Raw genomic sequence first — 20,625 nt, 5'->3', positions numbered from 1 at the left:
GCGCGTGCAGGGAGCTAGTGGGCTGGAGAGACCGATTTGATTCTGAGGATATCAGGAGACCCCCTTCGTCGCTTCAAATACACTTCTCTACTACTCGCTTACGACATATTGCCGAGCCGGGTATCAAACCAGTTTTTCTGTTAATCAAACTAAAACTGATTTGTAAAACACGGCTTTAAAAGAACGGTTGTGCAGGTTTCAATCGAAAGCCACCAACAAAAAAGTTAGACATAGAAACCTTTTATCTTTATAATGTCCTTGTTCTAATTGGACAGTGTCTATCTAAATATAAAGGAATAGATGCTGATGTACGGGATGATATGAAAAAATGATTGGAGCGGATATGTCACAAGATGAAACAATGCTGGGGAAAGGGGTTCTTTCTCGCCGTGACTGCGTGAAGCTGATGGGAGGCTTCGCCATCGCCATGGGCACGGGGTCGCTGCTTGCTGGCTGCTCGTCGGGCACCAGTGATTCCGGCGAGGGCGCTTCTCAGTCGGATGAGACGCCCAAGACGTTGCGGGTTGCCATGATGGGCAGCTCGACGGACACGTTGGATCCAGCCACCTTCAGCACGCTTCTTCCGTTGGCGATTGCGCTCAACGTGTACGACTCGCTTATCCTCCTGCGCAACGGCGTGGTGGAGAACTCGCTTGCCGAAAGCATCGAACCCAACGAGGATGCGAGCGCTTGGACCGTCACCCTTAAGGACGGTGTGAAGTATCATGACGGCGAGACCGTCACGGCTGAAGATGCGCTCTACAGCCTCCAGTACGCCGGCACCTCACCCATGTACTCGTCGTTCTACGCGAACGTCGATTGGGAGGGCAGCTCGGTTGTGGACGAGCGCACGTTCACGCTCCAGCTTCTCTCGCCGCAAGCCACCTTCTGGGACGAGGTCGTTTCCGCCGTCACCTTCGTGTTCCCGGCGGGCAGCGCCGGCGACGATTTCTCTGGCGACATCGGCAGCGGGCCCTTCAAGCTCGTTTCCTTCTCTCCCGACACTGGAGCCGTGCTTGAGAAGAACGCCGATTACTGGGGAGGCGCTCCGGCCATCGACACGGTTGAGATCGTCCCCATCACCGATCCCGAGACGAGGTACACGGCGCTCACGAGCGGCGAGGTCGACTTCGCCCACCAAATCTCGACGACGAACGCGGCCACGCTCGAAGGCCAGTCCGGCTTCAACGTTTTGAACGGCGGCATCGAGAATTCGAGTTCTTTCCGCTTCTGCCTCAACGCGTCCGCCGCGCCTTTCGATGATCCCGAGGTACGCGAGGCCCTCAAGCTTATCGTCGACCGCCAGACCATGAACGACACCATCTTCCGCTCTGCGGGTGTGGTTGGCAATGATGTGCTTGGCCAGGGTATGCCGGGCTACAATGATTCCCTCGAGCAGCGTGCTTACGACTTCGACACCGCCAAGAAGGTGCTCGAAGAAAAGGGCGTGACCGAGCTCGAGATCACGACCGCCGAAACCACCACCGGCGTCAACGATTCTGCAGAGATGCTCAAAGCCCAGCTGGAGAAGGCGGGCATCACGGTGTCGGTGAAGGAGATCGATCCGACGACGCTGTTCTCCGACATGAACAACATCTACGGAGCGCAGATTTTCGCAACCTATCTCATCAATCGCCCGTATATCGCTTCGGCCGTCATGTACACCGGTGGCAGCTCGCCGTACAACTTCAGCCAGTGGAAGGATGACGAGTACGATTCCCTCTTGGCCCAAGCAACCTCGGCAGTGGATGAGGCCGACCGGGCGGAACTCCTCAACCAAGCACAGGAGCGTCTCTGGGCCGAGGGCGGCGATATCGTTTGGGGATACTGCGCCGATCTGAGCGGGCAGGTAGATGGCCTCGACGGCATAGACATCACGCTCTCGGTGCCTCTGTTCGCCAAGGCAACCCTCTCCGCTTAGCGAATCGGACGAAGGGCATGTCACCGAACGCCGACCGTACGGGAGGGCACCGCGCACTGCGGATACTCTCCCGTATTCTCCTCTTCGCGATCTCGCTGATCTTCACGTGTCTGCTCGTGTTCCTCGCCCTTGAGGCTCTGCCCGGCGATGCCGCCACGCAGCGTCTCGGATTACAGGCGACTCCCGAGCGTGTGGCCGAGCTCACGCAGCAATACGGCCTCGACAAGCCGGTACTCTATCGTTTCGTTCTCTGGTGCGCTCATGCGCTGCAGGGCGACTTCGGAACCGTTCTTGCGTCGGGATTACCCGTAGCCGACGCTATGGTCGGCCCTCTTGCGCGAACTGGAGTGATTTTTGCGATCTCGCTTGTTTTGGTGATTGTGGTCGGCACGGCTGGTGGCATTTTCGCGGGTCTTCATGGCGGCAAGGCGGCAGACAAGATTGTGAGTACGCTTGCGCTTGCTGTTGTGGGAACACCCGAGTTCGTTGTCGGATTCTTTCTCATCTTGGTGTTCGCGACGCAGCTCGGGTGGTTTCCCGCCGTATCGCTTCTTCCCGTTGGGAGTGGCTCGATGTTCGACAAGCCCATCATCATGGTGCTTCCCATCGTCGCCATATCCCTCATCGGGGCTTGCACCCTTGTGCGCCCGGTGCGCGCCGTGGTCGAGCGGGAGAACCAAACGCTTCATGTCGAATCGGCCCGACTTTCTGGTCTGCCGGAAAGAAGGGTGATCGTCAAAAACCTCTTGCCCGGAATCGTCGCCCCCGTTGCGCAGTCGGCGGCTTCGGTCGTACCTTATCTTATTGGCGGCACGGTCATCATTGAATCCCTTTTCAGCTTTCCCGGCTTGGGCACGCTTCTTGTCAACGCCGTGCTCAACCGCGAGCCCGATTTGCTCATGGCTTGCTCGGCGGTTGTCATAGCGGTGTCGCTTGCGGCTTTCTGGATTGCCGACGGGTTGGGAAGGAGGCGGTCCCGTGAGATCGAAGCGTAGCATTAGCGAGAAGCTGCTCTCTTGGCCCGATCTTGTGCTTCTCGTCTTCTTCATCGCTTTTCTCGCTCTTGCGCTCGCCGGATCGCTTTCCCCGGCAGACGGGACAAGCACCGTGGGGGCCGCGTTCATGCCTCCGAGCGCCGAGCATCCTTTGGGCACCGACGGGCTTGGCCGCGATGTTTTGGCGCGCCTCATGCACGGCGGCGCGCACCTTATCGCCGTTGCCGCTGTTTCCACCGCCGTCGCCGCTGCCGTGGGCGTGGCTCTCGGGTTCGCCGTGAGTGCGAAGGGCAGGTTCGCCGATGTGTTATCGTACCTGCTCGATCTGCTGCTGGTCATTCCTTCGATACTCGTAGTCATGGTTCTTGTGTTCGGGCTTGGTTCGGGAGTGGGGACGATGATCGTGGTGACCACGGCGGTGTCGGCACCCTACATAGCTCGGTACACGCGCTCGCTCGTCCGTCCCGTGGCCGCATCGCCTTATGTGACGGCGGCGCGCCTTTCCGGCGATTCGGCGGCGAAGACGGCTGTGCGCGAGGTGCTTCCGAACTTGGCGGTTCCCTTGGCAACCACGGTGGGCATGAGGTTCATCAACTCCGTCTATCTTGTTGCGACGGCCGCTTTTCTCGGGTTCGACCCCCTCGGAACGGGCTCCGACTGGGGAACCATGATACAGACGGGCGTCACGGGCATCAGCCTGAACCCGTGGGCCGCGCTTGCTCCCACTATCGCGATTGCCTGCATCACCATATCGGGCAATCTTCTGCTTGATCGAATAGGGAAAAGGAGCAACCTGTGACGAACGGATCGGACGCGATTGTCGAGATAGCGGGCCTTTCGATTGCAACTCTCGGGGGTAAACGCGTTATCGACGATCTGTCGATAGAGATTTTGGCCGGAGAAAACCGCGCTCTCGTCGGAGAATCGGGGTCGGGCAAAACCACGCTCGCCCTCGCGCTCATGGGACGCATCCGCAGCGGCCTCGTCCACGAGGCCGGAACGATCTTCGTCGACGGGGCGAACGTGCTTTCTCTCAAAGGCTCATCGCTGAGGCGCTACCGGGCGGAAACGGTATCGTGGCTGTCGCAGGATCCCGCTCTCTCGCTCACGCCCCACATGACGGTGCGCGCGCTGCTGTCAGAATCCGTCCCGATGGACGACGAGGACGCGCTCGGCTTGCTTGGCAGGGTGGGCCTCTCGGGTGTCAAAGGGCTGCTCGACCGGAGGCCGCGCTCGCTTTCCGGAGGGCAGCGTCGACGTGTGGCCATCGCCAAGGCCATCGCGTCGAAACCTCGCGTGCTTATACTCGACGAGCCCACTGCCGGCCTCGACGGAGCCACCGCCGATGAGGTCGTGGCCACCATCAAGGGAATCTGCGCCGAATCGGGAATGAGCGTTGTCGCCATCACCCACGACCTTGATGTGGCCGGCAAGTTCGCCGAATCCGTCACCGTCCTCAAAGAGGGCTGCGTTCTCGAAACGGTTTCGCATTCCGAGCTGATGAACAACCCTGGAACCGATTACGCCCGCAAACTCGTTGACGCCCAGCGGCTTGAACGGCGTCCCGGCGATGAAATGGATTCATCCGCCGGTGCCCCTGTGTTTTCAGCATCAAGCTTCGATGTCGTGACGCCCGACGGCAAGGTTGCAACGAGGAATGCCGCGTTTTCGATCAATCATGGCCGGGGGCTTTCCCTTTTCGGGCCTTCGGGGTCGGGCAAGAGTACGATTGTCAGGGCCATCACGGGAGAGCGCCCTGCGGAAAGAGGTTCTGTGGCGCTCGATTTGGGCGATGGGGATATGCATGTTCTCGCGCGCTCGTTCAAGGATCGGTCGCAAACCGAGCTTGCCGCCGTGCAGATGGTGCCGCAGGATCCTGCGACAAGCCTCAATCCCGCGCTTTGCGTGGACACCCAGCTTTCTCGCGCCGTCAGGCGGGTGCATCCTCGCTGGTCGAGGAAAGAGGTGAGGGAGCGGGTCTCGGAGCTTTTGGCCTTGGTGCGTTTGCCCGACGAGATCAAACGCCAGCACCCCCGCTCGCTTTCGGGTGGACAGGCCCAGCGCGTTGCCATCGCCCGGGCCCTCGCCCATGAGCCCAAGGTGCTTGTTTGCGACGAATCGACCTCCGCCCTCGACCCCACCACTCAAAAGGACATCCTCGATACGTTGAACCAGCTGAAACGAGACGAGGGCTTGGCGCTTGTCGTTGTCACCCATGCGGAAAGAGTGGCGCGCTACACCTGCGAGGAGGAAAACGCCGTGCCTTTCGAGGGTTAGTGTGGCGATCTAGACGCTGGATTGTCTGTTGTTGTGCAGCGTTTCGACTAGAGCAGTGGCGACTTGGGAAACATCGTCCATGAAGTAAAAATGCCCTCCTTGGAAATGCCTCATCTCGAAGAAGCCTGTCGTAACGTTTGCCCAATCCCTCATTTCATTCTCCAGAGCTTCCGGATCGTCCTTCCCTAAGAAAGCCGTAACGGGACAGTCGATGCCCATCTCATAATTTTCTGTAGGAACGTACTCTTCTATCAGTTTGTAGTCGTTCCGAATGATCGGCAAAAATATATCGCAGAGTTCGTCTATCTCGAGCACCTCGGGAGATATTCCGCCTACGCGAAGCAATTCTTCCCTAAATTCGGCATCGTCATAGAGGTGGACGTGGGCCTCTCTGATGCTCGAAGGAGCTTCTCGGCTTGATACTATCAAATGCGAAGGGCCATGCAGTTTATCCAGCGCTGCGATTCGAGCTGCTTCATGGGCAAGGGAGGCCCCCATGCTGTGTCCGAAATAGGCAAAAGGTCGATCTTCAAAATATGCGGACGCTGCTTTGGCGATTCCCTCTGCTACAAACGAGAAATCGTCTACGAGAGGCTCCGATATTCTATTTTCATGACCTGGATAGCAAATAGCGTAGACAGGAAGTTTCCTGCGAATCTCGCGTGCGACAGATCTGAATGCATTGGGTCCTCCGCCCGCATGGGGCACAAATACCAAAGCTGTTCCTCTCGCTTGCTCTTTCTGATTGAGATCGACTATCCAATTGTTCACGCTTGTCCTCCTAGGAGCGATCCTACAAAACGTCTGCAAGAAAAAGCCAGCCAGTCACGAGTACCTGCTGAACAAGCGCAAGGCAAGTCATGGGAGCGCCAAGCTTCATTACGGTCTTTTCGCCGTACCCAGCAAGCTCCATGCCAGAGGCAATCGGTGCCTGATGCATCGAAAGAAAAAACTGGCTGGCAATCATTTGGTATGCGATCAGAACAGCGCCCGCATCGCTTACGCCCAATCCCGCTACATCGCCGAACGATATCAGTATGGGAAAAATAACGACAGCGGTGGCCAACACTGATCCTATCAAAGTATGGATGGCCAATGATATTGCTGATATAAAAATGACGGTTGACAGAATATCGCTTGGTAAAGAAGCTGGGAGCGCCGTATCGGCAATCCACTGGCTCATACCTGTGGCTTCGCCTACAGATCCGATCGACAACGCACAGGTGAGGAATACAAGAGTTCCCACGGGAACGTCTGCAAAAGCTTTTGCGTCAAGTACTCCGATTCGAGGTAGGAACATAAGCGATGTGAGAAGCATAGTTCCCCACGCTATACCTATTCCCATGAAAGGGTAAAGCAACCAGAATGCAATCATCAGAGAGAGCCACAAAGCCATCTTCTTTTCTTTAGGGCTCAATCTGCCAAGGTCTTCTAACGAAGCGCGGCTTTTTACCCCATCTACAAAGACCTTTCCAGACGGCTTAAACACTCTTATAAACAGAACTGTCACTAAAAATAAGTAGATGATGTTGGGAATGCCTATAGTGCTGAACCAGCCAACCCAGCTCAACCCTAATTCGGAATATTCAACAACGAGTGTATTGAGGGCTGGTTCCGAAGTCAAAAAGATAAGTGTCGTGGGAACTGCAAGCGCAAAACATGCAAAATTGATTACAGCGGCATCCGTCTCAGATACGCTATTTTCTTTGCACACTTCTTTTGCAACTGCCAATATGACGAATGTTCTTGCAAAGGCGCTTGGAATGATCAGTGCGAACAACAGCTCTATGACGGCTATCGCTGCAATGAGCGATTGAAAACCTTTGACTTGACCGGATGCGCAAATACTCAGAGCTGCTCTTCTAGCAAGTCCAGACCTTTCAACTCCAGAAGCTATGAGAAACGCGCAAAGCACCAGCCATAGACCGCCTCCTTCGTTCGTCCAGCCAGAAAAAACTGTTAGCGGATCAGAGGAGTTCGTGATGAGCAGTAGCCCCATATACAGCATGCCCGTAATTGGGGCCGGCATCACTCCGCTTGCCCAAAACGATAAAGCACCGAGAGTGAGAGCAAGCTGAATACGTGCTGGGCTTTCCAACTCCGGCAATGGAAATATCAAAACGAGAAGCCCAGCGGTCAAACCTACCGAAGCAACAATGCCTTTTAAATGAAGCTTTCCAAATGACGCTGTTCGCTCGACTACCATTAACGACGTTGCCTCAATTCGCTTGGGGCACCTAAGGCCGAAGTAAACTCTTGCCAGGCTAGGCATGCGGAAATCTGGAATTGGGTTGTGGCAAGGGAGTTGCGCTCTCCAAGTCTCTCCGAGAGCATATTGGCAATCCCCTTCGGCCACTGTTCAGCGAGGATAGAATTATATGCCTCTGCTCTCCTATGAAGAACGTTAATACTTGCGCTTTCGACGGTTGAGAGATTCGAGCTGTCGGCTGCTGCCTTTCCGACATGAAACCGTGGCGTCCAAAGAACATCTCCGTAAACGTCGCATAGGGACAGAATGCCTTTATCCGAGCAAACATCCATCCGCATCAGGGCTATGGCATTATTGTCTGGGTCACTGGAATCCATTTCGTTTTGGAATCGAACGGAAAGGGGAACTCCTCCTACTTCTCCGACTAGGATGTCAAAAGGACCGGCATCTGCTATCTTCTCCAATCTGAAAGGATGCAAGCTTCCGGCCACTTTCCCAACCACCTCTACAAAAGGGTATGCTACTTGTACGCATGTAGTCACATCTATGCTTAGCAATTCGTGTTCCTTGCGAAGGGAAGCTGCGGCATCAATGAAGCGCTTAACCGAATCGAGATATGGATAGAAACCGTTAAGCATGAATTTGCAATCATGTTCTGCAGCGCATCTGGTCAGCTCAAGAACCTCGCTGCTATGCATGGGCTGCTCTTGGATTACGTGAATGCCCTTCTCGAGGAAGGAGCGAGATATTTCAACTCCATCTCCTCCAACCATGGCTGATCTTACCACGACACAAGCAAGATCTATGTTTGCCGGAACGGCATTAGCCCCTTGATACAGAGGAACTCCGTATGATGCAGCCAAGGCGGCGCTTCTCTTGCTCCCCCTGCCTACAATACCAGCCAGCTCTACATCGTCGGCAATCTTAATGCCCTCGGCATATACGCTTCCGAACGTGCTCCCCACAACCACGGCTTTCATAACTCGCCTTCCTCGACTTCAAACAAAGACTTTGACGGTGCAATTTCGATTCGAGCACTCTTAGACAAAGATAGAATTCCGTATATCGCCAGTTCTGGATCAAGCAGATCGGGCAAGTTGTATACGCCATTGGGGATGCTCCCAGCAAGGAAACTCTCTATGGCATAGCATGCCACTGCTGCAGTTAGCTCATAGCTGTCGGCCGATTTAACAATGTAGGCCATTTCTCCAGAAGTTGCAGCCAACGTATAAAATGCCTGTCTACCCATAGCATCGATGGATGCGGCTATGCTGATTTTCTTGCTTGCTTCTTCGAGGCTCTGGGTTTTCGACAACTGTGCGTCGACAAGAGCCTTGCAAAACAGATCACCTACAAATACGTTATACCATTCAAGTCTTGGAAGTGCCTCCTTCTCGGCTATGACTCTCGCCTCTTCTGACAAAAAGGCTCTGCAAAACGACCCTTCGGGAAAGCAAGAGGGGGCGGGGGTTGGATCGTGGTCAAGTTCGCGGACTGCGCCGCTACGCCACATGGAGCCATTGTTGCCATATCCCGACGTATCGGACATGCTCAAAACTAGATCCGCCGCAGCACCCAGAGAGATATCTTGGACTCCCCCGGCAAAGCCAACAATATCCTGTCCTTTGTTTGCGGAAATAGCCATCTTTAGTAGAAGACCCGAGAGCCCCGGCACCATTCCTGCAGAAAATACAACCGGTGTTTCCGCCGATTCGTCAGCTAGGGTTTTGCACAGGTTTTCGCAGCCGGCAACGTCAAAGTATGCAACGCCTGAGCTTATGGCGGTTCTTGCTGCTGGTTCGCTCAGTAGATACGCGGGGCCAGCGCAGTTGACCACCGCATCGCATCCATCGAGAAATCTTGACAAAGAACTAGGGTCTGTCATGTTGACGATGAATCCGGCCGAGCGAGAACCGAGGCGAAGCTCGTACCCCTTAGCTTTCAGCATGTCGGCAAGCAGTGATCCAACATGCCCGCTCGACCCAAGCACTCCGATCATCGAAGCCCCACTCTCTTTGCGACATCTTTTGCGTGTTCTCCGGATATGCAGGTAAAGTGATCTCCTTCTATATCTTGGGTGTCTATCCCCATGAGGGCGACGCTGTTCCAGAAAACCGTTTCATCACCACCGATGTTCTTGAATAGCCCCATTCTTCCACTGTCTCGCAAAAAGTGGATAGGGCCAAGATAGGGTTTTGATTCGTATTCCATTACTGCAATCAAATTATGTTTGAACGTCCTGTAAATTTGGGTCAATCTTTCTACGACGTTGCTATCGGCGGTCACGGTTGAAAGTATCCTACGCATGCGCTCGTTCGAATCTAGGGAGGCAATCTTCTTCAGTTTTTCGACAACAGGGCCTTCACCATCGAGAAGATCCAATACTCCGGGGTGTCGGATCTGGGCATCAGCGATTGCGTTGGCGAAGGCTTCGTCGTCTTTCGGATACCCGAGGTCTTCAGTTGGGGCATTAAGTACGCGAGCAAAAGCATACTCAATCATTACGTCTTCGGTGATTTTGAACGGGAACCCATATGAGCTGATGACAAAGAGATCGGCAACGGTTTCTCCCTGCTCCATCAGGTTTCTTGCAATCTCTGTTGCGATCAAACCTCCCATGCAGTATCCCACTATCCTAAAGCTGCATCCATTCCATTCCGAGAGGCGGTCGGCATACTCTCTTCCGAGGGTTTCTATAAGAGATCGGGTGTCATAATCCAAGGCTTTTTGCATGTCGGGCATTTGCACACCGATGATGAGTTTGTCACCCGAAGCGCTAATAAGGTCGCGGTATGGGTCAAGAGTGCCTGTTCCGTCATGCACCAATACGTTAACGACGCCATCTCCGTTTCCGTCTTTCAATACGACAACAGGCGCCATCTGCCCTTTGGGCGCGGCCTTTTCTGCTTCTTCTGTACTGGAGAGCGCGAGTGCGAGTGAGCTGACCGTTGGGCTTTCCATCATCTTTCTCAAAAGCCACTCCCATTCAAGCTCAGCCGCTTCGTCTACGTTCTTCTTTATCTGGGCTGCGAGTTTGGTGGCCAAAAGCGAATCGCCTCCAAGCTCAAAGAAGTCATCATCCCTCCTGACGCTATCTGCTCCGAGTACTTCAGAAAACTCTACAGCTAGGCGTGCTTCCAAATCGCTACGGTAGCTGTCTCTCTCATCTCCGATGCCCGCAGTTTTCGACTGCGTTCTTCCGAGCAGTGGTAGGCGTTTAAGCTCGGCTCTGTCAACCTTTCCGTTTCTCGAAAGGGGAAGGGTGTCGATTATCCCAATGGCTTCAGGAATCATGTATGAGGGAAGGGTTTCTTGTGCGGCTGATACCACATCATCGACCGAAAGCGCGGCTATATCAGCCTTTGCTTGTGCGACTATCAGGTGCTGGCCAAAGAGATCCGGTTCTTCGTTCGTAGGAGAGCAGTCCGTCAAGCCAAAACCTGCTTTTGCGAGGATTCCGCTCCATTCGTCGAGGTTAAGGAATACCTTGCTGGTTCCTGCACGCAAATCCGAGTACTCCATCCCGAGGGCATCTTGGAAATCCATGCTGACCATAAGGGGAAAGCTCTCGCGCGTGGCCTCAATAAAGGCCAAAATGCCTCCCGGAGAAAGAAGGGATTTGATTTGCCCCAGCCCTGCAAGGACATCGATGCAATTATGGAGTACGTTTGCGCCTACGATGAGATCAAATGAGTTGTCTGCAAGTCCCTGAGTTCTGGCATCCTTATTGACATCGTAGATGGCGTAGCCAATCCAGTTTTTACCTTCGTAGCGATTTCGGGCTTCAGAGAGGAAGAATTCAGAGATGTCAGTAAAAAGATATGTGCTCCCCGTTCCCTCAAGCGCATCGATGAGCGAGTCGCTGCTGCCTCCCGTACCGGCCCCGACCTCAAGAACTCTCAACCCACCCTTGATGCGCGCAAATTCCGAAACCATGCTAACTAGTGTGGAGTTGAGAGTTTTGGAGGCTAGGTTGTCCCTGTAGGTTGAAGCGGCTACATCAAAACCACCTTCGGGAAAAAGTATGGATAAATGATCCACTTTCCCCGACACGAGGCCGGATAAGGAATCTATGCATGTGTGCAAAAACGACAAAAGCCCTTTGCTGTACTCGACTTTCAGTTCCAAGGATTCGAGCTGTTGCCATAAAGCTTCAATGTCGCCTCTCTTATAATCGTCCGAGAAGCAAAACGAGTCGCCCTTTGCATTGAGCGCTTTCATGTCGACGAGAGACTTCGCCCATCTCTCTAGGAGCCTTCTGTTCCTCTCTTTGGCATTGAGTCCATGCATCATGTCATCCATTGAGAAGCCATCTTTGCTAACGGCATCTGCTATCAAATTCATCATGGCCGACAAGCAGACCTCGTCAACTTTGCGGCAATACTCTGCAACTTCGTTGACAGCCATTTTGCTGAAGCGATCTCTCATACATTCTTTCATGGCGACCGTAGATCTCTTGAACAAGGATTCTGCCTTGTCGGGATTGACCTTTTCGGCGATGACTGCGGCGAGAAGATGCTTGTCGGTTTTATCGTTGTCGGCAGCAAATGCGACAGCCTTGTCCACTCCCGGTGCCTTTTCTAAAGCGGCTTCCACTTCGCCTAGCTCGACGCGGTAACCCCGTACTTTAATCTGCTGATCTGCACGCCCGAGAAACTCGATGTCGCCGTTTTCCAGGTATTTGCCCATGTCGCCGGTTCGATAGCATTTCACTCCATCCCGCATTATAAAACTCTCGGATGTTCGAACAGGGTCATTGAGGTAGCCCGAAGCAAGGCTCTTTCCGCTAATGATGATTTCACCCGGAACGAGAAGAGGCAGCGATTCAAGTTCGCGTCCTACGATATCAAACTCCTGGTTGGCAAGAGGCTTTCCGTAGGGAATGCTTGCCTTTTCCGAATCCGATGGATTGATTTCGTGGAAGATCGACCAGATTCCTCCCTCGGTGGCACCGCCGAGGCTCACCATTTTCAAGTGAGGGATTTTATCTGCGATATCGTTGGGTAGAGAGACGGGTATCCAGTCGCCAGACAAGAGAGCGAGCCTCAAGGAAAGAGAGGGGACATCCGGAGCCGTATCAAGGTAGTAAGAAAGCATTTGCATCTGCTGGGGGACAGAATTCCATATCGTTACCTTGCGTTTAACAACTACGTCGCACCAGCTCGACGGATCATTAAGTGATGAGGGTTCGGGGAAGATAAGCTCTCCTCCGACGGAAAGGATTCCAAATATATCATATATAGCTAGGTCGAAGGTTAGCTCGGCCAATCCGATGATCTTGTCGCTCTGCCTAACGTTGAATCGAGAATTTATGTCGGCGATGGTGTTCCACGCGGCGGCGTGGCTCACCGCCACCCCCTTCGGCACCCCGGTGGAGCCGGACGTGTAGATCACGTAGGCTTCGTCAGATGGCAAAGTCCGATCCTCGAAGTTAGCGGAAATGTCATCGCTTAGGATAAGGTCGATATCCATAGCCTCTTCTTTGCCGGCCAAGTCAAGCCTTTCGAGGGTTTCAGCTTTGGCGAGAACCGCGCCCACTTCCGCATTGCCCATAACGGTGTCGACTCTTGATCGAGGATGGTCAGGGGATAGAGGAATAAAGGGAGCGCCGGCAAGGCTGCAGCCGATCACCGCAACTACTTGTGCAATGCTCTTCTCAAGAATGATCGCAGTCCGAACTCCTCGCTTTAACTTATGGGCCACTTTGAGGGAAAGCGCCCTCAGCTCCGCATATGTCACAAACTCATCTCCCAATCGCACGGCGGGGAGCTCTGGATGAGAGAGGGCTGTCTTCATAAAGTCTGAGTGGAGGGTACTCGACACTATTTCTTTGCCGGTGTCGTTTGCTGCGATACGAACAAGTTTCTGCTTTTGAGGTAAATGGACTATTCGTGTCTCTTCCCATGTCGCTTTGCTCGAGGCAAGACTTCTAAGGGTCTGTTCGAAGGATGAAAAGGCATCTGAAACCAGACCGTCAGGGAAGACTCCAGCGCGCTCATCCCAATTGATTACAAGAGACCCATTCCACTCCATCGCTTGGCAGTCAAGCCATACTTGGGGGGTTTGTGAAAGTCCGCCGATGACTCGAGAGCCACGAAAGAGGCTTGTTTCACTCAAGGACGATCCTCCGCGTAGGCCGATGCTGCTCGTGAAAACGAACGGCATGAGCGCCCCACCGCCCGCACGTCCACGTCGTCGCGCGATCTCTCTCAGCACGGAGACTCCGGAGAAGCTTCTATGTTCAAGATCCGACCATAGCTGTGATTGCGCTGCACGAGCGCGGGAGAAGAAGGGCGCGCGCTCGTCACGAATCAATCCCAATAGGCTTGACATTGTGAAATCACCGACCGTACGCATGATTCCAGGAATGTCGTCCCCCCTGTTCAACATTGTCATATTGATCGTGAAATCCGATGATTCCGCCCACAGCGCCAAAGTGTCCGAGAATGCAGCGACCAATGCAGCTGTGGGGGTAACCCCTTTCTCTGCGCTTGTGCGACGGAATTCTGCCCATTCGTTATCGGTAAGGCTCATCTGGTGCCTAATGAATCTAACTCCCGTTCGCACGTCAGGATTCGGCCCCATGGGAAGCATAGGGGCGGGAGGCAATTCGTCAATGCGTGCCGACCAGTATTCCTCATCTGCTTTTAGAGAAGGGCTGGAAACTCCTCGGGTTTTTGCATCCATGACAAAATCTCTGAAGGAAATCTCGTCGCTGCTATCTAGTTGCTCGCCGTCATATGCCCGAGCCAGATCATTGAGGATTATGGTAATGCTCAAAAAGTCACAAAGAGCCAAGTTGACTGATATGTGGAGGATTGACTTAATCCCATCAGTACTCACTTTCAGTTCGTACGGATGGACCGAGGTTGCATAATCCTTGTGATCCATGGTTCTACGACATTCGGAAGCGACCTCTTCTAAGCTTCGCGATTCGGCTTCGACGAATTCAATCAATCCCACATCATATTCTTCCAGCACCTGCTGATAACCGTCTTCAGAAATGACCGAGTGAAGTACGTCATGCCGAGCCACCACTTTTCGCCATGCGTTGTTCAATCGCTCGAATTCAACGCCTCCCAAGCTAATCTCCATGTACCCTTGGCATCCCACTCCGCCGTAGGGATAAGCTTCGCTCTTGCCAAGCTGATAAGCTTGCTGTATGTCTGTAAGAGGATAAGGATCGTACCTTTTCTCGGGCTCGCGCTTTATCGGGCGAGGTTCGTTGAGGGCTGCGATTACAGCATCCCTGTTCTTCTTTATCAGGTTAGCCCTTTCTACCGTCATGGCTCCAGATGGCGCTCTGAATTTTAGCTTTCCGTCCTCGACCCATAAACGTATTCCCGCATCTGCCATCTCTTCAAGAAGGCATCGGATCTCGTCCATCATAGGGTTCCCTCCTCATATGTGTCCCCGCATGTCGTATCTATCTTTTGGCAGATTCCGGCTACAGTCGGATCGGATATAAATTCTTGAAGTCCAATTTTGAATCCAAGACGCTTTTCCAAAGCGCTCGTCATTCTCATGGCCATGAGGCTGTCGCCGCCCAGCTCGAAGAAGTTCGACTCCCTTCCGACGGGCCCCGCATCGAGCAGCTCCTCCCACACCGACGCCACGGCGCGCTCCGCTTCGGTGGCCGGTTCGGACAGGGAGGATGCGGACGGGGCCGCTTCGGGGGCCATGCCGGCCAAGGCCTTTCGATCGACCTTCCCGTTCGCGCTCAAGGGCCACTCGTCTAGGACCGTCACGTCATGGGGGACGAAGTAGGAGGGAAGGAGCCCGGCCACGCGGGACAGCACCCCGGCCGGATCCACGTCAGCCCCCTCGTCGGCGACCACGAACGCATGCACCACCGAGCGCTCGCGCTCGCCGGCCACGACGGCCACGGCCCCCTTCACCCCGGGGCATCCGGCCACGGCGGCCTCGACCTCGCCCAGCTCCACCCTGTGGCCGCGTATCTTCACCTGCTGCTGGGAATCCTTGCGACCGAGGAACTCCAAGACGGCTCCGGGCCAGTAGCGGCCCATGTCCCCCGTCCGGTACCAGCGCCCCCCGTCCTCGACGAAGGAGGCGGCCGTCTTCCCCGGATCGCCCAGATACCCGTCGGCCAGGCTCCCCCCGCCGATCCACAGCTCGCCGGGCACCCAGTCGGGGCAGTCGAGGCCGTCCTCGCCCACGACGCGGAAGGACTGGTTGGAGAGGGGTCTGCCGTAGGGGATCGAGCTCCACGACGGATCGACCTCCCCGACCTCGAAGTAGTTCGACCATATGCCGGCCTCGGTCGCGCCGCCCATGGCCACGAGCAGCACCCCCTCGGGCAGCTTCGAGCGCAGACCCAGCGGCACCCAGTCGCCGGAGACGAGGGCCAACCGCAGACCGGCCGCGGCCCCGGGGCCGTCGTCGAGCATCACGTCCAGCAGGGCGGGGGCCGAGTTCCACACCGTCACGCCCCGGGACGAGACGAGCTCGCGCCACGCCGATGCGTCGCGGCGCTCCTCCTCGTCGGGCAGCACGACGGCGGCTCCGAACGAGAGGGCCCCGAAGATGTCGAACACGGAGAGGTCGAAGTCAAGGGCCGACACGCCCAGGACCGCATCTCCCGGCCCCATGCCCCATCGGCGCACGACATCGGCGATGGTGTTCCACGCGGCGGCGTGGCTCACCGCCACCCCCTTCGGCACCCCGGTGGAGCCGGACGTGTAGATCACGTAGGCCAGCGCGCGCTCGGAGGGGCCGGCGGGCGCGGGGAGGGGGTCGGCCGCCTCGAGGCGGGCCAGCTCGGTGGAGTCGACGCACAGGGACGCGCCCGCCTGTTCGAGGATGAGCGCCGCGCGGGCCTCGGGCTGGGAGACGCCGACGGGGACGTACGCCGCCCCGGCGGCCAGCACGCCCAGCACGGCTGCCACCTGGCCGGGCCCCTTCGGGAGCCTGACGGCCACGCGGTCGCCCTCGCCCACGCCGGCGGCGGCGAGCCCCCCGGCGATGCGCAGGGCGCGGCCGGCAAGCTCCCCGTAGGTCGCCTCGCCGTCGGCTCCCCACCGCAGCGCCGGGGCATCCGGCTCGGCCTGGGCGCGGGCGAAGAACCGTCCGTGGAGCGTCCCGCCGCCGAGGTCGGCCCCCTCCGAGTTCGCCTCGGCGCGCGCCGCGCGCTGCGAAGGGGGCAGCAGGTCGGGGAACGGCTCCGACCAGTCTGAGGCCGCCAAAGAGGAGACGGCCGAGCAGTACGCATCGAACATATCGGCGATCATTCCGTCGGGGAACAGCTCGGACACGTAGTCCCACGAGAGCATGACGCCGCCGCCTCTCTCCATGGCTTGGTGGTCGAGCCACACCTGTGGAGTCTGGGACAGGCCGCCCAGATAATCCATGAAGCCGCCGTCGAGATCGAACCTACTCAGGCCGAGGGCGCTTGTGAACACCACGGGCAGAACCACTCCGGAGGTCCCTGCGGAGCGCGCCAGCTCGCGCTGGACCCACACGGCCGAGACCGCCCTATGCTCCAATCCTCCGGCAAGCTCGTTCTGGACGCCCCTCATCTGGGCCTCGACGGACGCGTCGGCCGAGGGGCGGCATGCCACCGGGAGAAGGGTGGTGAAGTCGCCCACCACCTTGTCTATGTCGGGATGGACCTCGGGGCGGTCGAAGATGGTCAGGTTCAGCGTCACGCCGCCCCCTCCGCTCCAGGCTGACAGCACCCTCGCGTAGCAAGCAAGCAGGACTGCCGAGGGTGTGATGCCGTGCAGCCGGGCCTTTTCCTTGACCGCCGACCATTCGGGCTCGGCAACCGTCCGCCACAGGCGCTCGAACCTCCCTTCCCCGACCGTCGAGGGGTCGGCGGCGAGGGGGAGCTGCGGCGCGGGCGGCAGCTCGGGCAAGCGCGAGCGCCAGTAGCCCTCCGCCTCTTCAACCTCGCGACCGTCTCTCCGGTGCCCGACGACGAAATCCCTGAACGTCAGGCCGATGCCGGGGAGGTCGGCCCCGGGGTTCTCGTAGAGTTCGGCCAGTTCGGCGAGAACGGTGCTCATGCTCACGCCGTCTACCATAGTGTTGTCGAAGCCAATACCGACAACAGCACCGCTGCTATAAACTGCCGAGAGAGCTTCAAAGCCGGGAGATTTCGTTAGATCTATCGATCTATGCGACATTGCTTGTTCGACTATTTTACGAGCATCTTTTGAATCCATTGCATTTTGGACAGCCAGAGGTAGATTCAGATCAGATGATCGATACACCTGCTGCTTCTCGCCATTCTTGACTAGAAGAGTGCGCAAGGCTCCGTGACGCTCGAGCAGAATCCTCCATGCTGATGCAAATCTGTCGTGACTGTATTCGCTAGTTTCAAACATGAAGAAGCAATAGGATCCTACCTTGCCCAAGTCGAGACCGCTGGTCCTTCCTATGGTGTATGCCCTCTGTACCTCGGTGAGGTCGAACGGCTCAAATCTCAACTCTTCATTGATAGTGATTGCCTTGGAGTTATTAGGAGACGAAATGGAAAGCCCTTTGCAGAAGTCTGCAAGATTTCCTGAGGCGAAAAGCTCCTTTAGACTTGCTTTGATGCCAATTTTTGAAAGAGCGGAAATCATCCGCGTAGCACTTAGGCTGTCTCCTCCGTATTCAAAAAATCCATCGTAGCGGCCGACACGCCTTCCTCCAAGGAATTTTGACCATATAGACGAAACCTTTTTCTCGATTTCTCCATTTGGCTCAATATAATTGTCAGATGCATCACAGAAAGAGCAATACAATTCAGCCCAGTCTTTAACGCTTCCTTTATCCACTTTTCCGTTTCTGGATAGCGGCTGAGAAGGTAGGATTCCAAGATGCTCGGGAACCATATATGCGGGAACTTCTTTTTCTAGAGTAGAGCGGAGAAGTGTGAGGTCGATAGGTGGAGAAGTTCGGCTGGACAGAGAGATGAACAGGCCATCGTCGATTTTTACCCAGTCGGCACGCAATCCTTTCTCCGAAAGAGAGTCGATCCATTTCTCGGGAGAAAGCAGACCGCTCGGTTCCCCATCGCCAAATGCGCACTGGGCAATTGCAGCTGTTACCATTGCGGAAGGGGCAAACTCGGTGGGATCCACAATGAAAGCCCTGCCGTCTGCTGCTAGGGTTTCTCCAAGAGCACTTATTGCCTCAGAAGGTTCTTCCATGGTGTGAATTGCGTTTATCGACACCACAACATCGAAACGTGCATGAATATCTTGATCGACAACTTTTGTAAGCTTTGCTGTTCTCACTTTTTCTGAAAAGTCGTCTAGCCTTGTTTTGGCCATATCTAGCATAGATTGAGAAGTGTCGAGCAGATGGTATTCCGAGATAGTATCTGCGACCTCGGGGAGCAACAGGGCTGATATGCGTCCACTTCGGCATCCGAAATCAGCGACTTTAAGTTTGCGGCCAAGCGTTTCAGCCATTGCCTTGATTGTGGCGATTGCGTCCTTGATGATTCTTTGGGACGAGTTGCGAGAGAGAAAGAGGGCTTCAGGAGAGAACCTGTCGCTTTCGTACAACGTGGAAGGGTCTGCGGCTTCTGTCAGTATCTTTTCATAGAAATCAGCGGCTTCTTCCAATGTGTTGTCTCGGCATACTGTTGAGCAATTTGAAGTGTTGCGAGAGAGCATTTCCATAACCGCGTGATATCGTGAAGAAGATTCGTCACTCTGCTCGTTCGTAAAAAGCCTGTCATTCGACAAGCCTCGCTCTTTGATAAGAATATTAGAAAGCGCAGTGAGCCGCGTGTGTTCAGCTTCCCTGTTCTCGACTGGCGATCTCTCGCTAATTGAGGCGATGGGGGCTTCGCTGATGGCAGGGATTGCGACAGCAAAAAGATGCTCGCGCTCGCCGGCCACGACGGCCACGGCCCCCTTCACCCCGGGGCATCCGGCCACGGCGGCCTCGACCTCGCCCAGCTCCACCCTGTGGCCGCGTATCTTCACCTGCTGCTGGGAATCCTTGCGACCGAGGAACTCCAAGACGGCTCCGGGCCAGTAGCGGCCCATGTCCCCCGTCCGGTACCAGCGCCCCCCGTCCTCGACGAAGGAGGCGGCCGTCTTCCCCGGATCGCCCAGATACCCGTCGGCCAGGCTCCCCCCGCCGATCCACAGCTCGCCGGGCACCCAGTCGGGGCAGTCGAGGCCGTCCTCGCCCACGACGCGGAAGGACTGGTTGGAGAGGGGTCTGCCGTAGGGGATCGAGCTCCACGACGGATCGACCTCCCCGACCTCGAAGTAGTTCGACCATATGCCGGCCTCGGTCGCGCCGCCCATGGCCACGAGCAGCACCCCCTCGGGCAGCTTCGAGCGCAGACCCAGCGGCACCCAGTCGCCGGAGACGAGGGCCAACCGCAGACCGGCCGCGGCCCCGGGGCCGTCGTCGAGCATCACGTCCAGCAGGGCGGGGGCCGAGTTCCACACCGTCACGCCCCGGGACGAGACGAGCTCGCGCCACGCCGATGCGTCGCGGCGCTCCTCCTCGTCGGGCAGCACGACGGCGGCTCCGAACGAGAGGGCCCCGAAGATGTCGAACACGGAGAGGTCGAAGTCAAGGGCCGACACGCCCAGGACCGCATCTCCCGGCCCCATGCCCCATCGGCGCACGACATCGGCGATGGTGTTCCACGCGGCGGCGTGGCTCACCGCCACCCCCTTCGGCACCCCGGTGGAGCCGGACGTGTAGATCACGTAGGCCAGCGCGCGCTCGGAGGGGCCGGCGGGCGCGGGGAGGGGGTCGGCCGCCTCGAGGCGGGCCAGCTCGGTGGAGTCGACGCACAGGGACGCGCCCGCCTGTTCGAGGATGAGCGCCGCGCGGGCCTCGGGCTGGGAGACGCCGACGGGGACGTACGCCGCCCCGGCGGCCAGCACGCCCAGCACGGCTGCCACCTGGCCGGGCCCCTTCGGGAGCCTGACGGCCACGCGGTCGCCCTCGCCCACGCCGGCGGCGGCGAGCCCCCCGGCGATGCGCAGGGCGCGGCCGGCAAGCTCCCCGTAGGTCGCCTCGCCGTCGGCTCCCCACCGCAGCGCCGGGGCATCCGGCTCGGCCTGGGCGCGGGCGAAGAACCGTCCGTGGAGCGTCCCGCCGCCGAGGTCGGCCCCCTCCGAGTTCGCCTCGGCGCGCGCCGCGCGCTGCGAAGGGGGCAGCAGGTCGGGGAACGGCTCCGACCAGTCGTTTTCGCAGTAGAAGCGCACTGCTGTGCAATATGCCTCAAACATCTGTTTGGC

10 protein-coding genes are annotated in these 20,625 nt (G+C 56.8%); 4 read left to right on the top strand and 6 right to left on the bottom strand.

Going from position 1 to position 20,625, the window contains the following annotated elements:
- The first annotated feature begins 343 nt into the window (after positions 1 to 343).
- Genes ABGT83_RS10680 through ABGT83_RS10665 form a run of 4 tightly spaced genes read left to right on the top strand, consistent with a single transcriptional unit; the run spans position 344 to position 5,193 of the window.
- Positions 344 to 1,921 carry an ABC transporter substrate-binding protein gene (locus tag ABGT83_RS10680; protein WP_009608954.1) on the top strand — a complete coding sequence of 526 codons (1,578 nt, stop codon included), beginning with the start codon at positions 344 to 346 and terminating at the stop codon, positions 1,919 to 1,921.
- A 17-nt stretch (positions 1,922 to 1,938) separates the two neighbouring features.
- Positions 1,939 to 2,916, top strand: a complete 978-nt coding sequence (locus ABGT83_RS10675; protein ID WP_009305518.1) for an ABC transporter permease — start codon at positions 1,939 to 1,941, stop codon at positions 2,914 to 2,916.
- Positions 2,900 to 3,715 carry an ABC transporter permease gene (locus tag ABGT83_RS10670; RefSeq protein WP_009305517.1) on the top strand — a complete coding sequence of 272 codons (816 nt, stop codon included), beginning with the start codon at positions 2,900 to 2,902 and terminating at the stop codon, positions 3,713 to 3,715. The genes ABGT83_RS10675 and ABGT83_RS10670 overlap by 17 nt, the downstream gene beginning before the upstream one ends.
- Positions 3,712 to 5,193, top strand: a complete 1,482-nt coding sequence (locus ABGT83_RS10665) for an ABC transporter ATP-binding protein (RefSeq protein ID WP_346687514.1) — start codon at positions 3,712 to 3,714, stop codon at positions 5,191 to 5,193. Before ABGT83_RS10670 ends, ABGT83_RS10665 begins: the two co-directional genes overlap by 4 nt.
- 9 nt (positions 5,194 to 5,202) lie before the next feature.
- Here ABGT83_RS10665 and ABGT83_RS10660 read toward each other — a convergent pair whose 3' ends face one another.
- The 6 genes from ABGT83_RS10660 to ABGT83_RS10635 are packed head-to-tail and all read right to left on the bottom strand — an operon-like array spanning position 5,203 to position 20,616.
- The gene (locus ABGT83_RS10660; protein WP_013981123.1) at positions 5,203 to 5,964 is read right to left on the bottom strand and encodes a thioesterase II family protein; all 762 of its coding nucleotides are present in this window, start codon (positions 5,962 to 5,964) and stop codon (positions 5,203 to 5,205) included.
- A gap of 22 nt (positions 5,965 to 5,986) precedes the next feature.
- The gene (locus ABGT83_RS10655) at positions 5,987 to 7,399 is read right to left on the bottom strand and encodes an SLC13 family permease (RefSeq protein WP_158295201.1); all 1,413 of its coding nucleotides are present in this window, start codon (positions 7,397 to 7,399) and stop codon (positions 5,987 to 5,989) included.
- Positions 7,399 to 8,382, bottom strand: a complete 984-nt coding sequence (locus tag ABGT83_RS10650; protein WP_009305512.1) for a Gfo/Idh/MocA family oxidoreductase — start codon at positions 8,380 to 8,382, stop codon at positions 7,399 to 7,401. The genes ABGT83_RS10655 and ABGT83_RS10650 overlap by 1 nt, the downstream gene beginning before the upstream one ends.
- On the bottom strand, positions 8,379 to 9,401 hold the full coding sequence (locus ABGT83_RS10645) for an NAD-dependent epimerase/dehydratase family protein (protein WP_009608947.1): 1,023 nt from the start codon (positions 9,399 to 9,401) through the stop codon (positions 8,379 to 8,381). Before ABGT83_RS10645 ends, ABGT83_RS10650 begins: the two co-directional genes overlap by 4 nt.
- Positions 9,398 to 14,791 (bottom strand): non-ribosomal peptide synthetase, encoded by a 5,394-nt coding sequence (locus ABGT83_RS10640; RefSeq protein ID WP_009608914.1) that lies wholly within the window; start codon positions 14,789 to 14,791, stop codon positions 9,398 to 9,400. Before ABGT83_RS10640 ends, ABGT83_RS10645 begins: the two co-directional genes overlap by 4 nt.
- Entirely contained in the window at positions 14,788 to 20,616 is a 5,829-nt protein-coding gene (locus tag ABGT83_RS10635; protein ID WP_346687510.1) for an amino acid adenylation domain-containing protein, read from the bottom strand. The genes ABGT83_RS10640 and ABGT83_RS10635 overlap by 4 nt, the downstream gene beginning before the upstream one ends.
- Positions 20,617 to 20,625 lie beyond the last annotated feature (9 nt).

The organism is Enteroscipio rubneri (genome assembly GCF_963929405.1).
Classification (GTDB): Bacteria; Actinomycetota; Coriobacteriia; order Coriobacteriales; family Eggerthellaceae; genus Enteroscipio; species Enteroscipio rubneri.
The sequence above is the reverse complement of the archived record's forward strand: the minus strand, read 5'-3'. Positions and strand labels throughout refer to the sequence as shown.

Bases quoted from the DNA above. Each gene is read 5' to 3' on its own strand.
- ABGT83_RS10675 (WP_009305518.1), top strand. From the start codon at position 1,939: ATGTCACCGAACGCCGACCGTACGGGAGGGCACCGCGCACTGCGGATA.
- ABGT83_RS10650 (WP_009305512.1), bottom strand. From the start codon at position 8,382: ATGAAAGCCGTGGTTGTGGGGAGCACGTTCGGAAGCGTATATGCCGAG.
- ABGT83_RS10645 (WP_009608947.1), bottom strand. From the start codon at position 9,401: ATGATCGGAGTGCTTGGGTCGAGCGGGCATGTTGGATCACTGCTTGCC.
- ABGT83_RS10655 (WP_158295201.1), bottom strand. From the start codon at position 7,399: ATGGTAGTCGAGCGAACAGCGTCATTTGGAAAGCTTCATTTAAAAGGC.
- ABGT83_RS10680 (WP_009608954.1), top strand. From the start codon at position 344: ATGTCACAAGATGAAACAATGCTGGGGAAAGGGGTTCTTTCTCGCCGT.
- ABGT83_RS10635 (WP_346687510.1), bottom strand. From the start codon at position 20,616: ATGTTTGAGGCATATTGCACAGCAGTGCGCTTCTACTGCGAAAACGAC.
- ABGT83_RS10640 (WP_009608914.1), bottom strand. From the start codon at position 14,791: ATGATGGACGAGATCCGATGCCTTCTTGAAGAGATGGCAGATGCGGGA.